Origin of the sequence: Streptomyces lydicamycinicus, assembly GCF_000829715.2 — a bacterium.
Taxonomy (GTDB): Bacteria; Actinomycetota; Actinomycetes; order Streptomycetales; family Streptomycetaceae; genus Streptomyces; species Streptomyces lydicamycinicus.
This window is the reverse complement of the sequence record NZ_BBNO01000006.1, coordinates 341,927-357,602: the sequence shown is the minus strand read 5'-3', so window position 1 is coordinate 357,602 and position 15,676 is coordinate 341,927. Positions and strand designations below refer to the sequence as shown.

The window sequence follows — 15,676 nt, the reverse complement described above, 5'->3', positions numbered from 1 at the left end:
CCGCTGCTTGGCGGTTCACAGATACATCCCCGCGTCCGCGCCCGAGTCCTGGGGCGGGACCGAGGCGGGGCGGGTGCCGCGGCGCAGGGCGTAGAGCTCGGCGAGGGTGGCGCCCTCGCGGCCGATGCCCTGGTCCGTGCCGAGCCAGTGGGCGGCTTCGGGGCGGCTCAGCGGGCCGACCTCGATACGGGCCAGACAGCGGCCGGGGCGGACCACGGCCGGGTGCATGCGTTCCAGGTCCTCGTTGGTGGTCACCCCGACCAGGACGTTCCGGCCCTGGCCCAGCAGACCGTCCGTCAGGTTGAGCAGCCGCGACAGGGCCTGGCCCGCGGCGTGCTTGGCCTCGCCGCGGATCAGCTCGTCGCAGTCCTCCAGGAGCAGCAGCCGCCAGCGGCCCTTGCCGGTGCTGTCGTCCTCGCCGATCGCGATGTCCATCAGATAGCCGACGTCGTTGAACAGCCGCTCCGGGTCCAGCACGCAGTCCACCTGGCACCAGTCCCGCCAGGAGCGGGCCAGGGTGCGCAGCGCGGAGGTCTTGCCCGTTCCGGGCGGGCCGTGCAGCAACAGCAGCCGGCCGGAGATCTCCTCGGGCGCCACCTTCATCAGCCGGTCCATGGCGTCGGCCACCGGCGCCGTGTAGTTGGGGCGGATCTCCTCCCAGGTGCCCGCCGAGATCTGCCGGGAGGTACGGTGCGGCCCGCGGCGCGGGGAGAAGTACCAGAAGCCCATCGGGACGTTCTCCGGCTGCGGCTCCGGTTCGTCCTCCGCCCCGTCCGCGGCCTGGCCCAGCACCTCCTCGGCGAGCTCGTCGGTGACGGCGGTGACCGTCACATCGGCGCCGCGGTTCCAGCGGGAGACCAGCAGGGTGAAACCGTCGCCCTCGGCGAGGAGGGCGCTGCGGTCCTCGTCCTTCGCCGAGCGCAGGACCCGGGCGCCCGGGGGCAGCAGGGTCAGGCCCGAGCGGACCCGGTCCACGGACCGGCTGCGGGCGTACGGTTGCTCTCCTCTGGCGAACCGGCCCAGGAAGAGCGCGTCGACGACATCGGCGGGCGAATCGCTGTCGTCCATGGTCAGCCGGAGCGGAAGGGACTCCTCGGCGGCGGACGGCTGGACGTGATCGGCACACATGCGGCCATGATCCGTCACGGCGGGCCGCCACGTACACGGATTATCCCGGCGTTTCCCCGGAGCCGGGCGCGGCGGCGAAGGGCCGGGGCCGGGAGGCGGCCGGACCCGGGGCCGGTGGCGACGGGCCGCCCACAGACGGCGCAATGACGGTCCGTCGGGCGGGCCGTCCGGAGACTGGGAGGACGTGCCGCGAGGTGAGGTGACCGCGGGAAGGAGTCGCGTCCGTGGAGCCGCCGAGCGGAACCCCGCTGACGGTGGTCATGGTCTGTCTGACCGTGGCCACCGGGATGCTCGACGCCGTCAGCTTTCTGGCGCTCGGTCAGGTCTTCACCGCCACCCAGACCGGCAATCTGCTCTTCCTCGGCTTCGGTATCGCCGGGCAGGGCGGGCTCCCGGTGGTGGCGACGGCGATTTCGCTCGGGGCCTTCGTGCTGGGCGCGGTCCTCGGGGCGCGGATGGAGTCCATGCTGGCCGAACGGGCCTCCCAGTGGTTCCCGGTGGCGCTGGCCGTGGAGGCGGCGCTGCTGATCGCGGCCGCGGCGGCGGCCTGGGAGTCGGGGGCGGTCCCGGGGCTGCCGCAGGGCCGGCGTGATGTCGTCATCGGTCTGATGGCGGTGGCGATGGGCATGCGCAATGTCACCGCCATGCGGGCCGCGCCGCCCGATCTCACCACGACCGTGGAGACCCGGGCGATGACGGCGCTGGTCAGCGCGTCGCCGCTGGGGCGGGACGCGCGGCTGGGGTACGGCGGGCACAGCGCGGGCCGCCGGCTGCTCTCGGTCGTCTCGATGTTCGCCGGCGGCCTCCTCGGGGCCGGGCTGCTCGGTCTGGGAACCCGTCCGACACTGGTGCTCCTGCTGGTGGCCGTCTTCGTTGCGGCCACCGCCTTTCTCGTGCCCGGCCTCGCCCGCCGTCGCCGCAACAGCGAGGAGTGACGCGCGGGGTGCCGCCGAGGGGCCGTCAAGAGGCGCCACGGGCGGGCAGGCCGGGCCGGGTGCACACCTCGGGGCGTCTCCCGGGGCTCATCGGCACGCCGTGCCGAGACGATGACATGGCGGTGAACCTCCGCCCACATCCGCAGATTTGCCGTGAACCGCGAACAACTTTTGGCATGGACACTTCCGGCTACCCGCGAGTCTTGCTACGACAGATAGGGCAGAGCTCCTGCTAAGGGAGGTTCCATGAAACTGTCCCGATTCGCGGCCTTGACGTCCGCCTTCTTCGTCACCACGGCGCTCGCGCTCACCGGCGCGAGCGCCGCCGCGTCCGCCCAACTCCCCACCGCCACGGGCTATGTCGCCCTCGGCGACTCCTACTCCTCCGGTGTCGGAGCCGGCAGCTACGACAGTGCCAGCGGCTCCTGCAAGCGCAGCACCAAGGCCTACCCGGCCCTCTGGGCCGCCGCGCACTCCCCCTCTTCCTTCCGGTTCACCGCCTGTTCGGGCGCCCGAACGGGTGATGTTCTCAGCGGACAACTCGCACCGCTCAGCAGCTCCACCGGCCTGGTGAGCATCTCCATCGGCGGCAACGACGCCGGATTCGCCGACACCATGACGACCTGTGCGCTCCAGGGCGAGAGCGCCTGCCTGGCCCGCATCGCCCAGGCCAGGACCTACATCGACACCACCCTGCCCGGCCGGCTCGACCAGGTGTACGACGCCATCTCGCAGAAGGCCCCCGCCGCGCATGTGGTGGTCCTGGGCTACCCGCGCTTCTACAAGCTCCAGGGAACCTGTATCGCCGGTCTCTCCGAGAAGTCCCGCGCCGCGATCAACGCCGCCGCCGACCACATCAACGGCGTCACCGCCAAGCGGGCCGCCGACCACGGCTTCACCTTCGCCGATGTCAACGCCACCTTTTCCGGTCATGAGCTGTGCTCCGGCAGCGCTTGGCTGCACAGCGTGACCTTCCCGGTCCTGGAGTCCTACCACCCCACCGCCACCGGCCAGTCCGGCGGCTATCTGCCGGTGTTCGCCTCCGCTGCGTGACGACCCGTACGCCGGGCGCCGGGGAGAGGCCGTGATCCCGGTCTCTCCTTGTGCGTTCCGGCGGTCCGTCAGGCCCCCCGTACCGCCCGCGCCGAAGTCCGACGGTTGCTCAACTCGCCCTGATCCAAGCCTTGTACGTGACATTCCGTATGGTGTTCGTCAACGTCAGAGCGAGGCAGGTGAATCCGGTGACCGGTCTGCACGCGTGTCCTCCAAGAGAGATAGGGTTACCCTGCCCGGGCCGGGGTGCCCTCATAGGGTGGGGAGAGTCATGGAACAGATAACAGTGCGTAGCAGGGCGAGAGTCCCTGCCATCAAATGCGGGAGCGGCGCCACCAGTGCGCGTCTCGACCGCCATCTCGCGGTGCTGGGTGGCCCTGCCATCCCGCAGCGCGAGGTGGAGGGCGCGACGTCGCTGATGCAGGAGCTCACCGCGCGCGATCACTCGCGTACGAGGAACGGCCGCGGCGCGAGGGTGTCGCTGTTCGCACCGCTGCGCAGGCTGCGGCGCTCGCTGTTCGGCGGGCACGGCTGACCCGTTTCTGAAGCGGCATCTCGGGCGATCACACCGTCCCGGCGCGGCACTGCGGTCCGATCGCTCATCAGGCCGGCGGCGCCACCAGTACGTCGGTGTGTTCGCCGGGGTGGGACCCCTCGCCCCGGAGGTGCCGTGAGCCGCTCACTTCTTCGCCCGGCCCCGTCCCCGCCCGGCCGGTTGCAGCACTCCCCACCACCCGTCGCTCATACCGCGGCGGGTGGTTTGCTGTGCGCGGCCCGACGGGCCTCGACCCGTGTCCGGCGCTCACAGCAGCGCGAACTGCCCCTCCGGTCCCTCCTCGTGGTGATCGAGCACGGAGGCCGGGCGGTGTGCGGAGACCGGCGCCGGGAGGATTCCGGCCGCCCGTAGTTCCCCCGCCGTCAGCTGTGCCGCCTCCGCCGTTCGCCGCCTCAACTCAGCGCACTCCGGAGCGAGTTCGGCCAGCAGGGCCAGTACGGTGATCAGCTCCAGCAGCTCCGAGGTCCACTCCTGGGGCCAGCCGTCGGGACGCAGCGCGGCCAGCGAGCCGGGCTCGGGCCCTTCCGTGCCCGTGCCGGTGCGCTCGGCGTACCACGCCTCCAGAACCCGGACGCCGCCCGCGTGGAAGTCCCAGGCGCCCGACGGCACCGGCGAGATCCGGCCGCTGCCGAGGAGCAGCGCCTCCTCCTCCGGGTCGTAGCCGAGGGCCTCGGGCAGTCCGCGGGCGGGCAGCGCGGACCGCACGTACGGGCGCCGGCCGCCCGGCATCCGTGGCCGCTCGCCGGCCTGCCCGCCGTCGTCCCCGTGCACATGGGCGCCCCGGGTGCCGAGCCACAGCAGCCGGGCGCCGAGTGCGACGCCGCGGTCCCAGAGCTCCGGGTCGGTGGTGAGCGGGACCGTGCAGCCGTCGGGGGAGTGGTGGGCGCTCGCGGCGAGCCAGGCGAGCAGGTCCGTCGGGCCCGCCGGGCGGTCCAGGCGCCGGCCGAGGAGGGCGAGCAGACCCGGCGCGATGTTCGGCTCCTGCCCGCCGGGCCGCCGGTAGAGGGGGTGGATCCGTCCGGGGCGGCCGGCCGGGGACCGTCCGTCCGGCAGCAGCGCCGAGCACAGCACGGCCGGGCCGGGCAGCTGCGGCACCTGCGGCCACTCGACCGCGAACAGCTGCCGGGCGTCCGCGACCCGCCACAGCTCCGGGCGCGCCCCGTCGAGCAGCCGGTGGTCGGGCAGCAGCCACTGCTGGTCGAACGGGCCGTGCAGGATCCGCACCGGTTCGGGGCAGGGTCCGCTCGCCCGGTACAGCCGACCGGTCGGGGTGGCCTGGCCCGGCAGCTGGCCGACGGCGGAGTGCAGGGTCCGGGCCCGGGACGGCCGGAAGAGCCGCTCGCGTTCCGCCGCGTCCTCGGCGGCCACCAGCGCCGCCCAACGGGCCCGCAGGGTGGCCGGATCCGGCGCCCGCACCCAGGAACGGCCGAGCCGCAGCGGCGCCACGGACCACGGCATGAGATCGGACAGCCGTGGCGCGTCCTGCTTCGCCGTCACGCGGAGCCCCTCCCGGACCGTTCGGTTGACCCCGGCATGGTATCCAGCGCCCCCGAGACCGCACCGAATCCGCAGGCCATACCACTCTTCCAGGACGGACGCAGGCGGTCTTCCGCTTGCTGATCTTGACGGAGTACGGTCCTCGCCGTACGCCCGACCACGCGGTGCGGACCCGGCTCCGTCCCGCGCGCGCCGGGACCTGCTCAGGGGAGGACCGTCATGACGGACACCACCTCCTCCACGCCTGAACGGCGCGGGGGGACCCCCATCGGTGCCCGGGCCGCGGCCCGGCTGGACCGGCTGCCGCCGTCCCGGTGGCACCGCCGCCTCACCCTCATCGTCGGCATCGGCGCCTTCTTCGACCTCTACGAGATCTTCCTCGGCGGGGTGCTGGCCGCGGTCCTCGCCGATCAGTGGCACCTCGGGCACACCGCGAAGTCCTGGGTGATCGCCGCCGGTTTCCTCGGGATGTTCGTCGGCGCGAATGTGCTGTCGGTGCTCGCCGACCGCTTCGGGCGGCGCCGGATGTTCCTGGTCAACCTGGGGGGATATGCGTTCTTCTCGCTGCTTGGCGCCGCAGCGCCGGATCTGTCCTGGCTGCTCGTGCTGCGCTTTCTGTCCGGTCTGGGGCTCGGCGCCGAACTCGTGCTGGTGGACACCTATCTCGCGGAGTTCCTGCCCCGGGCGGTACGGGGCCGCTATATCGCCTACGCGTACACCTTCGGCTTTGTCGGGGTTCCGGTCGCCGCGCTGCTCGGTGCCCGGCTGGTGGCCGCGCACCGGCTGTTCGGCATCGAGGGCTGGCGCTGGCTGCTGGTCGCCGGTGCGCTGGGGGCCGCGTTCCTCCAGCTGATGCGGCGCCGGCTCCCGGAGTCGCCACGGTGGCTGACGGTGCAGGGGCGCGGTGCGGAGGCCGAACGGATCGTGGCCGGGCTGGAGGAGCGGGTGGCCCGGGAGACCGGTGGCAGCCTGCCGTCCGTACCGGAGGCGGAGACCGTCCCGGAGCGGAAGGTGCCGCTGGCGGAGATGTTCCGGGGCGACCAGCGGCGGCGCACCGTGATGTGGTGGATCTTCCAGGTCCTTCAGACCGTCGGCTACTACGGCTTCGGCTCGCTGGCGCCGGTGGTGCTCACCGCGAAGGGCCACACCGTCACCGAGTCGCTGCTGTACGCGGCGCTGAGCTTCTGCGGCTATCCGCTCGGCTCCGCGCTGTCCATCCCGCTCATCGACCGGATCGAGCGCCGGACGCTGATCATCGCCTCCGCGCTCGGTATCGCCGGCTGCGGTCTGGCCTTCGGCTTCGCCACCGCCACCTGGGCCATCGTCACCTTCGGCTTCCTGCTGACGGTGTGCAGCAATGTCTTCTCCAACGCCTTCCACGTCTACCAGACCGAGCTCTTCCCGACCGGTCTGCGCAGCAGTGCGATCGGTATCGCCTACTCGCTGTCCCGGCTCACCTCGGTCGTGCTGCCGTTCGTCGCCCTGAGCGTGCTGACCACCCTCGGCGCGGCCGCGGTCTTCACCGGCTCGGCGGCGCTGATGCTGTTGCTGTGCGTGGACGTGGCGCTGCTGGGGCCGCGTAGTACGGGGCGGAGCCTTGAGAGAATTTAAGCCTTCCCACGTTTTTGTCTTTCCCGCCGTGGGTGTTGCTCGCCGTTTGTTGCCCGCTTGCGCGGTGCCCCCGCCGTGGCGCCTGCGGCGGGCCGGGTCCGCTGCGCGGGGCTGTCGGGGTGCGGTGACGGGCCTCCGGGGCAGGGGTGTGGGACGTAAAGCGAAGCAGTCCCACACCCCTGCCCCGGAGGCCCGTCACCGCACCCACAAACCACCCGGCCCGCCGCAGGCGCAACGGCGAGAAACCACCACGGCGGGAAAGCCAAAAACGTTCAAGAATCCATTGTGACCGTGAAGGAGAAGCGGTCCCCCCGGTAATGGATCCGGGCGACATCGACCGCCCGGCCGTCCGCGTCGTAGCTGACGCCCGTGTAGTGCAGGATCGGGCTGAGCAGCGGGACTTCGAGGAGCCGCGCGGTCTCCGGGTCGGCCAGTCGCGCCTCGACGGTGTCGGTGATCCGGCTGATCCGTACGCCCACCGTGTCCCGCAGCACCTTCGTCATCGGCCAGCGCAGCAGATCCGCCGGATCGATGGCCGCGGCGACCTCGGGGCGGACGTAGTTGCACGCGTGGTTGGTGGGCTCGCCGGTCTTCTCGTCGCTGCGCAGCCGGCGGAAGCCCGCCACCTCCGCCAGGTCCGGGAAGAACTCCGTCAGTTCGGCTGGCACCGGGGTGGGGCCGTGCTCCAGCAGTTCGGTGCGCATCCCGGACTGCTGGGCCACGATGGCGTCCACGGAACCCAGCAGCCGCACCGGCGCACCGCGCTGGGCGCTCGGTTCGATGAAGGTGCCCCGGCGCCGGTGCCGGCTGATCAGGCCCTCCGTCTCCAGCTCCTTGAGGGCCTGGCGCATGGTCAGCACGCTGACGCCGTAGTGCGCGGCGAGCGCGTCCTCGGTGGGCAGCCGCAGCGGCGCCTCCGGGGAGCGGCCCAGTATGGAGGCGCGCAACGACTGCGAGACCTGATACCAGAGCGGCAGCTTGCGGTTCAGGGCGAGCGAGTCGGGAGCGAAGGTGGTCACGAGGTGTTCCCCGGTGTCACAGACGGAAGTGGCGCTGGAGACCCTGCCATACGTCGTCGTAGCCGCGCTGAAGATGGCCGGCGTCCCGGGCCTGTTCGGTGAGCGTCAGCGGCCAGCGGGTCTCGAACATGAAGGCCAGACCGTCGTCGATCTTCTGCGGCCGCAGTTCGGCGGCGCTCGCCCGGTCGAAGGTCTCCCGGTCGGGCCCGTGCGCCGACATCATGTTGTGCAGCGAGCCGCCGCCCGGGACGAAGCCCTCCGCCTTGGCGTCGTAGGCCCCCTCGATCAGGCCCATGTACTCGGTCATCACATTGCGGTGGAAGTAGGGCGGCCGGAAGGTGTCCTCGCCGACCAGCCAGCGCGGTGCGAAGACCACGAAGTCCACGCCCGCCAGCCCCGGGGTGTCGGAGGGGGAGGTGAGCACGGTGAAGATGGACGGGTCGGGGTGGTCGTAGCTGATCGAGCCGATGACGTTGAAGCGGCGCAGGTCGTAGACGTACGGGACGTGGTTGCCGTGCCAGGCGACGACATCCAGGGGGGAGTGGTCGTAGGTGGCCGTCCAGAGGTGGCCGCAGAATTTGTTGACGACCTCGACGGGGCCCTCGACGTCCTCGTAGGCGGCGACCGGGGCGCGGAAGTCCCGGGCGTTGGCCAGGCCGTTGGCGCCGATCGGGCCGAGGTCGGGGAGCTGGAAGGGCCGGCCGTAGTTCTCGCAGACATAGCCGCGGGCGGTGTCGTCCAGCAGCTCGACGCGGAAGCGGACGCCGCGCGGGATCAGCGCCACCTCGCCCGGTGCGGCGTGCAGCAGGCCGAGTTCGGTGCGCAGCAGCAGCCCGCCCCGTTCCGGCACGATCAGCAGCTCGCCGTCCGCGTTGCCGAACACCCGCCGTTCCATGGAGGTGTTGGCGTAGTAGAGGTGGACGGCCATACCGGTGCGCTGGGTGGCGTCGCCGTTGCCGCCCAGGGTCCACAGGCCGTCCAGGAAGTCGGCCGGGCCGGCGGGCTCGGGCAGCGGGTTCCAGCGCAGGCGGTTGGGGTCGGGGGTGCAGTCGGTGAACGGCGCCGAGCGGAGCGCGTGCCGCTCGGCACGGACGAACGGCGGATGCGCGGCCGACGGGCGGATGCGGTAGAGCCAGGAGCGGAGGTTGTGGCCGCGCGGTTCGGTGAACGCCGACCCGCTGAGCTGCTCGGCATACAGGCCGAGCGGTGCGCGCTGGGGGGAGTTGCGGCCCGTCGGCAGCGCGCCCGGGACGGCCTCCGAGCTGTGCTCGTTGCCGAAGCCGGTGTGGTACGCCAGCCCCTCGGCCGTCTTCCTCGCCTGCTCGTTGCCCGTGCCTGCCATCGCGTGCTCCCGCCGCTCAAGGAATCCTATGCAAGACCTTAGGATTGCGGTGGGGAGGCGTCAACGGAGAGTCCCGGCCGCGTCGGCCGGATCAGGGCGCTCAGGTACCGCCCGCCCGTGAGGCGGGCAGGATGGTGGGGTGCCGCAGCCGACCCCCGACCCCGACCCGCCGTCCGCCGCCCTGCGCCGCGCCCCCGTCCAGCGGCGCAGCGCCCAGCGGCTGGCCAGAATCCTCGACGCCTGTGCCGAAGTGCTGGAGGAGACCGGGTACGAGGACCTGAGCACCCGGGCCGTGGCCGGCCGCGCCGGGGTCCCGATCGGCTCCGTCTACCGCTTCTTCCCCAACAAGCGCGCCATGGCCGAGGCCCTGGCCCGGCGCAATCTCGACGCCTACGCGGACCGCATCACCGCCCGGCTGACCGCCCCGGCACACACCCCGCTCCCATGGCGCCATGCGGTGGACGTGGTGGTTGACGAGTACCTCGCCATGAAGCGGACGGTGCCGGGCTTCGCCCTGGTGGAGTTCACCGTCCCCGCCCCGAGCGCCGCCCGGCAGGCCAACTACGAGGTCGCCGACCGGCTGCTGGCCCTCTTCGCCGGCCCGCTCGGTCTGGACGCCGCCGACGAACGGCTGCGCACCGCCTTCCTGGTCGGTGTCGAGACGGCCGACGCGCTGCTCCAGCTCGCCTTCCGTACGGATCCGGCCGGTGACCCGGCACTCGTCACCGAGACCAAGCTGCTGCTGCGGGCCTATCTGTCGCGGTATCTGGACGGGGCGGGCGCGGGGGAGGGGTGAGCACCGGCGGCGGGCGGCGCGGGTCCGGTGCGCCGGTTGTGCGCAGGCCCGTCCGGTGAGATCCCTATTGACCTGGGGTTTTGCTCGTATTGCTCGCGCGTCAAGACCTTGTTAACGAAACTTTGCGGGACCTAACGTCGCCTGAACCGCCACCCCCGGCAGATGTTCAAGGGCGAACGTGAGGTAACCCCTAATGCTGACAATCCTCGGATTTGTCATGATCGCCGCCTTCCTGGTGCTGATCATGATGAAGAAGATGTCACCGATGGCAGCGCTGGTGCTGATTCCCGCGCTGTTCTGCGTCCTGGTCGGACAGGGCGCGCACTTGGGCGACTACGTCCTCAAGGGCATCGGCGACCTGGCCCCCACTGCCGCGATGCTGATGTTCGCCATCATCTACTTCGGGGTGATGATCGACGTCGGGCTCTTCGACCCGATCGTCCGCGGCATCCTCAAGTTCTGCAAGGCCGATCCGGTGCGGGTGGTGGTCGGTACGGCCCTGCTCGCCGCGATCGTCTCGCTCGACGGCGACGGCTCCACCACCTTCATGATCACCGTCTCGGCGCTCTACCCGCTCTACAAGCGGCTGAAGATGAGCCTCGTGGTGATGACCGGTGTCGCCGCCACCGCCAACGGCGTGATGAACACCCTCCCCTGGGGCGGCCCGACCGCCCGCGCCGCCACGGCGCTCAAGCTCGACGCCGGTGACATCTTCGTCCCGATGATCCCCGCGCTGGCCGTCGGCCTGGTCGCGGTCTTCGCTCTCGCGTATGTCCTCGGCCGGCGCGAGCGCAAGCGGCTCGGCGTGCTGACCCTCGGCGACACCACGCTGGTGACCGAGACCGTGCCCGAGAACGAGACCGAACAGGTTCTGGTCGGTGCGGGCACCGGTGGCACGGGCGGCGCCCCGGCCGAGGCGCGGCCCACCACCGGCGGCGCGGGCACCGGCTCCGACGACGGGCCGGCCGCCGGCTTCGGAGAGCAGGCCGCCGACGACGACGGCCTCCAGGTCCTGGACCCGCAGCGGGCCACCCTGCGCCCCAAGCTCTACTGGTTCAACGCCGCGCTCACCCTCGCGCTGCTCACCCTGCTGATCCTCCAGACGCTGCCGATCCCGGTGCTCTTCCTGATCGGCGCCGCCCTCGCGCTCACCGTCAACTTCCCGCACATGAAGGACCAGAAGGCCCGCGTCGCCGCGCACGCCGAGAACGTGCTCAACGTCTCCGGCATGGTCTTCGCCGCCGCGGTCTTCACCGGTGTGCTCACCGGCACCGGCATGGTCGAGCACATGGCCCGCTGGCTGGTCAGCGGCATCCCCGACGCGCTCGGCCCGCACATGGGCATCGTCACCGGCGTGCTCAGCATCCCGCTGACCTACTTCATGTCCAACGACGGCTTCTACTTCGGCATCGTGCCGATCCTCGCCGAGGCCGGCGCCGCCCACGGCGTCGCGCCCATCGAGATCGCCCGCGGCTCCCTCGTCGGCCAGGCCCTGCACATGTCCAGCCCGCTCGTCCCCGCCGTCTACGTCCTCGTCGGGATGGCCAAGGTCGAGTTCGGCGACCACACCAAATTCACCGTCAAATGGGCCGCACTGACCTCCCTGGTGGTCCTGTGTGCCGGTGTGCTCTTCGGCATCATCTAGATGACCGCCACCAACACCGCGAGGCCCGGCAGGAGTTGGCTGCTGCGTCTGGTCCTCACCTTCTCCTTCGCGCAAGGAGCGGTGAGCATGGCCAGGCCGGCTGTCTCCTACCGGGCCCTCGCCCTGGGCGCCGACGAACGCGCCGTCGGCGTGATCACCGCCGTCTACGCGCTGCTGCCGCTGCTCGTCGCCGTACCGCTCGGCCGCCGCACGGACCACGGCCGCTGCGCCCCGCTGCTGGTCGTCGGGGTGGCGCTGATCAGCGGCGGCTGCGCGCTCAGCGGCCTGGCCGGCTCACTGCCCGCGATGGCCGCCTGGAGCGGGGTGATGGGCCTGGGGCACCTCTGCTTCGTCATCGGCGCCCAGTCGATCGTCGCCCGCCGCAGCGCCCCCGAGGACCGCGACCGCAACTTCGGCCACTTCACCATCGGCGCCTCCCTCGGCCAGCTCATCGGTCCGGTCGCCGCCGGGCTCGTCATCTCCGAGCACGACGGCCGGATGGCCCCGACGAGCGCCACCGCCCTGCTGGTCTCCGGCGCCGTCGCCGCGGTTTCGTACGCCTCGCTCTGGCGGCTCGAACAGCGCGCCCGCACCGCCCCGTCCGGCACCCGGGCCCCGGCCGCCGGACCGCCGGTCCCGGTCCGCGGCATCCTGCGGACTCGGGGTGTACCGGCCGGCATCTTCATGAGCCTGGCCGTGCTGTCGGCGACCGACATCCTCACCGCCTACCTCCCCGTCATCGGCGAGGACCGCGCCATCGCCCCCACCGCCATCGGTCTGCTGCTCAGCCTGCGGGCCGCGGCCACCATCGCCTGCCGGCTGGTGATGACGCCGATGATCCGGTGGCTGGGGCGTACCGCGCTGATGGCCGTCAGCTGCGCGCTGGCCGGTGTGCTGTGCGGCGGTCTGGTGCTGCCGGTGCCGGTGTGGGCGCTGGCCGCGATGCTGCTCGCCCTCGGCTTCTGTCTCGGCGTCGGCCAGCCGCTGTCGATGACGACGGTCGTCCAGGCCGCCCCCGAACGGGCCCGCAGTACGGCGCTGGCGCTCCGCCTCACCGGCAACCGCCTCGGCCAGGTCGCCGCCCCGGCCGGCGCCGGACTGCTCGCCGGTGTCGCGGGCACCGCCGCGCCCTTCGTCCTGCTCGGCGCGCTGCTGCTGACCTCCGCCGCGATGGCCGGCCGTACGGGGCGCGCGTCGGACGCCGGAACCGCGAGCGGCGGCGGGGTGGTGAAGCCGTCGGCGGACGAGACCGGGCCGGCGGGGGAGGAGGCCGGGCCGGCAGAGGAGGCCGGGCCGGCAGAGGAGGCCGGGCCGGGGCGGGTGGACAAGGGAGCCGGTGCTCAACAGGCCCGCTCCAAGGGGCCGTAAAGCCTCCCCGGGGGGGCCGCGGGCCCGCGCCAGGAGACCGGCGCCGCGGCCCGAGGGACCCATGGGACCGCGGGCCCGCCCCAAGAGACCACGGGACCGTAAGCCCGCCCGAAGCCCGCCCGAAGGGCCGTAAGCAGACCCGAAGGGAACCATAAGCGCAGCTCGGCAGGGTGGTGTGCACAGCGGGCCGGGCAGTGGGCCGGGCCCGCGCAGCGGATGAGGAGCACACCATGAGCAGCACCCCGAACGACCCCCGCACCCCGGTGACCGTGCTCGGCCTCGGCGCCATGGGCAGCGCACTGGCCGGCGCCTTCGTCCGGGCCGGGCACCCCACGACGGTCTGGAACCGTACGCCGGGCAAGGCCGATGCCCTGGTGGAGCGCGGCGCGGTCCGCGCGGACACGGTGGCCGACGCGGTGGCCGCCAGTCCGCTGGTGATCGTCTGCGTACTGGACTACGCCGCGGCCCTGGAGATCCTCGAACCGGCCGGTCCCGGGCTGTCCGGCCGGGTCCTGGTCAATCTCACCTCCGACACCCCGGAGCGCGCACGGTCCGCCGCCGCCTGGGCCGCCGGGCACGGCATCGACTACCTCGACGGTGCGGTCATGGTGCCGACGCCGGACATCGGCACCCCCGGGGCGACCCTTCTCTACAGCGGTTCGCGGCAGGCGTTCGAGACGTACGAGGAGACGCTGAAGGTGCTGGGAGGTCAGGCGGCGTACCTCGGTGCCGACCACGGCGCGGCCGCGGTGTACGACCTCGCCCTGCTCGGCTTCTTCTACTCCGCGATAGCGGGCCTGGTGCACGCCTTCGCGCTGGCCGGCGCCGAGGGCGTGGCGGCTGAGAAGTTCGTGCCGTTCACGGACGCGATCGTCGGCATCCTGCCGCCGCTCGCCGCGGGCTGGGCACGGGATGCGGACCGCGGGGTCTTCCCGGGCGACCAGGACAACATCGTCATGGAGGCCGCGGGCATCGCCCACATCATCGAGGCGTCCGTGGACCGCGGCCTCAACACCGAGGTGCTCGACGCCGTCAAGGGCCTCGCCGACCGGACCATCGCCGCGGGTCACGGCAAGGCGGGATTCATCAGCGTCATCGAGGAAATGCGCAAGCCGTCCGCCAAGGGGTGAGGGCGGGGGCATCTCCTAGGCTCGTGGCCACCGTCACCTCCCAGCGGGCGGCGGAGCCCTGGCGGCGCAAAACTACCGGCGCTAGTTTAGGGCGGATGACCATCGGCCGGCGCGAGAGGACCACGACGTGAAGCAGCACGACGCGATGTACATCGACGGAAGCTGGCGGCCCGCCGAGGGCGGCGGGACGATCGAGGTCGTCAACCCGGCCGACGGGCGGGTCATCGGCACCGTCCCGGCCGGGTCCGCGCAGGACGTGGACGCCGCCGTGCGGGCCGCCCGCGCCGCCCTGCCGGGCTGGGCCGCGACCCCGCCCGAGGAGCGGGCGGACCGGCTGGCCGCACTGCGCGATCAACTCGCGTCCCGCGCCGGGGAGATCGCCGAGACGGTCACCGCCGAGCTCGGCTCACCGCTCGCCTTCAGTACGGCGGTGCACGCCGGGGTGCCGGTCGCGGTCTGCGGCTCCTACGCCGAACTGGCCCGTACGTACTCCTTCGAGGAGACCATCGGCAACTCCACCGTGCTGCACGAACCGGTCGGCGTGGTCGGCGCGATCACGCCGTGGAACTACCCGCTCCACCAGATCGTCGCCAAGGTCGCCCCGGCGCTCGCGGCCGGCTGCACGGTGGTGCTCAAGCCCGCCGAGGACACCCCGCTGGTCGCCCAGCTGTTCGCGGAGTGCGTCGACGCGGCCGGGATACCCGCGGGGGTCTTCAACCTGGTCACCGGCCTCGGGCCGGTCGCCGGGCAGGCGCTCGCCGAGCACGACGGCGTCGATCTGGTCTCCTTCACCGGCTCGACGGCCGTCGGCAAGCGGATCGGTGCCCTGGCGGGCGCCGCGGTCAAGCGGGTGGCGCTGGAGCTGGGCGGCAAGTCCGCCAATGTCATCCTGCCCGGCGCCGATCTGCCGAAGGCGGTCGCGGTCGGCGTCGCCAACGTCATGGCCAACTCCGGCCAGACGTGCAGCGCCTGGACCCGGATGCTGGTCCACCGGGACCACTACGCCGAGGCGGTGGAGCTGGCGACGGCGGCCGCCGCGAAGTACGTCCCCGGCGAGAGGATCGGCCCGCTGGTCAACGCCGCCCAGCGGGACCGGGTGCGCGGCTATATCGAGCAGGGCATCGCCCAGGGGGCGCGGGTGGTGGCGGGCGGCCCGGAGGCACCCGACGCCGGTCCCGGCTACTACGTCGCGCCGACCGTCTTCGCGGACGTCACCCCGGAGATGACCATCGCCCAGGAGGAGATCTTCGGCCCGGTCCTGTCGATCCTGAAGTACGAGGACGAGGACGACGCCGCGCGGATCGCCAATGACACCGTCTACGGCCTGGCGGGTGCGGTCTGGGCGGGCGACGAGGCCACGGCGGTCGCCTTCGCCCGCCGCCTGCACACCGGGCAGGTCGACATCAACGGCGGCCGCTTCAATCCCCTCGCCCCGTTCGGTGGTTACAAGCAGTCCGGCGTCGGCCGGGAACTGGGCCCGCACGGCCTGACCGAATATCTCCAGACCAAGTCCCTCCAGTTCTGACCCGTCCGGCCGGTGAGGGCGGCCGCCACCGCCCCACCACGCCGCCGTACCACCCCGCCCGCCGCCCTGCG

At 72.4% G+C, this 15,676-nt stretch carries 13 protein-coding genes; 9 read left to right on the top strand and 4 right to left on the bottom strand.

Annotation, left to right across the window (positions count from 1 at the left end; all coding sequences use genetic code 11):
• Window positions 1-15: 15 nt before the first annotated feature.
• A complete protein-coding gene (locus TU31_RS22010) occupies window positions 16-1,128 on the bottom strand; it encodes a DUF5925 domain-containing protein (RefSeq protein ID WP_042157347.1) in 1,113 nt (370 codons plus the stop codon).
• A gap of 224 nt (window positions 1,129-1,352) precedes the next feature.
• Between TU31_RS22010 and TU31_RS22005 the strand changes: the two genes are divergently transcribed.
• The 3 genes from TU31_RS22005 to TU31_RS21995 all read left to right on the top strand — a co-directional run bounded on the left by TU31_RS22005 (window position 1,353) and on the right by TU31_RS21995 (window position 3,651).
• Window positions 1,353-2,063, top strand: coding sequence for a YoaK family protein (locus TU31_RS22005; protein WP_042157344.1), 711 nt, complete (start codon window positions 1,353-1,355; stop codon window positions 2,061-2,063).
• Window positions 2,064-2,309: 246 nt separating this feature from the next.
• The gene (locus tag TU31_RS22000; protein ID WP_042157342.1) at window positions 2,310-3,116 is read left to right on the top strand and encodes an SGNH/GDSL hydrolase family protein; all 807 of its coding nucleotides are present in this window, start codon (window positions 2,310-2,312) and stop codon (window positions 3,114-3,116) included.
• Window positions 3,117-3,387: 271 nt separating this feature from the next.
• Entirely contained in the window at window positions 3,388-3,651 is a 264-nt protein-coding gene (locus tag TU31_RS21995) for a hypothetical protein (protein WP_042157340.1), read from the top strand.
• A 267-nt stretch (window positions 3,652-3,918) separates the two neighbouring features.
• Here TU31_RS21995 and TU31_RS21990 read toward each other — a convergent pair whose 3' ends face one another.
• Complete coding sequence (locus tag TU31_RS21990) at window positions 3,919-5,169, bottom strand: type ISP restriction/modification enzyme (RefSeq protein WP_042157338.1); 1,251 nt, start codon at window positions 5,167-5,169, stop codon at window positions 3,919-3,921.
• A 219-nt stretch (window positions 5,170-5,388) separates the two neighbouring features.
• Here TU31_RS21990 and TU31_RS21985 point away from each other — a divergent pair, with 219 nt between their 5' ends.
• Window positions 5,389-6,780: an MFS transporter gene (locus tag TU31_RS21985; protein ID WP_042157335.1), complete on the top strand. Its 1,392-nt coding sequence runs from the start codon at window positions 5,389-5,391 to the stop codon at window positions 6,778-6,780.
• A gap of 272 nt (window positions 6,781-7,052) precedes the next feature.
• Here TU31_RS21985 and TU31_RS21980 read toward each other — a convergent pair whose 3' ends face one another.
• Both TU31_RS21980 and hmgA read right to left on the bottom strand, forming a co-directional pair.
• On the bottom strand, window positions 7,053-7,799 hold the full coding sequence (locus tag TU31_RS21980; RefSeq protein WP_042157333.1) for a GntR family transcriptional regulator: 747 nt from the start codon (window positions 7,797-7,799) through the stop codon (window positions 7,053-7,055).
• A gap of 16 nt (window positions 7,800-7,815) precedes the next feature.
• Window positions 7,816-9,141, bottom strand: coding sequence for a homogentisate 1,2-dioxygenase (gene hmgA / locus TU31_RS21975; protein WP_042157330.1), 1,326 nt, complete (start codon window positions 9,139-9,141; stop codon window positions 7,816-7,818).
• 139 nt (window positions 9,142-9,280) lie between these two features.
• Here hmgA and TU31_RS21970 point away from each other — a divergent pair, with 139 nt between their 5' ends.
• The 5 genes from TU31_RS21970 to TU31_RS21950 all read left to right on the top strand — a co-directional run bounded on the left by TU31_RS21970 (window position 9,281) and on the right by TU31_RS21950 (window position 15,605).
• Window positions 9,281-9,937, top strand: coding sequence for a TetR/AcrR family transcriptional regulator (locus TU31_RS21970; RefSeq protein ID WP_042157327.1), 657 nt, complete (start codon window positions 9,281-9,283; stop codon window positions 9,935-9,937).
• A gap of 193 nt (window positions 9,938-10,130) precedes the next feature.
• Window positions 10,131-11,582: a CitMHS family transporter gene (locus TU31_RS21965; RefSeq protein ID WP_042157324.1), complete on the top strand. Its 1,452-nt coding sequence runs from the start codon at window positions 10,131-10,133 to the stop codon at window positions 11,580-11,582.
• Window positions 11,583-12,950, top strand: coding sequence for an MFS transporter (locus tag TU31_RS21960; RefSeq protein WP_078885894.1), 1,368 nt, complete (start codon window positions 11,583-11,585; stop codon window positions 12,948-12,950). It begins immediately after the preceding gene.
• Between the two features lie 230 nt (window positions 12,951-13,180).
• Entirely contained in the window at window positions 13,181-14,080 is a 900-nt protein-coding gene (locus TU31_RS21955; RefSeq protein WP_042157322.1) for an NAD(P)-dependent oxidoreductase, read from the top strand.
• Between the two features lie 127 nt (window positions 14,081-14,207).
• Window positions 14,208-15,605 carry an aldehyde dehydrogenase family protein gene (locus TU31_RS21950; RefSeq protein WP_042157319.1) on the top strand — a complete coding sequence of 466 codons (1,398 nt, stop codon included), beginning with the start codon at window positions 14,208-14,210 and terminating at the stop codon, window positions 15,603-15,605.
• Window positions 15,606-15,676: the final 71 nt, after the last annotated feature.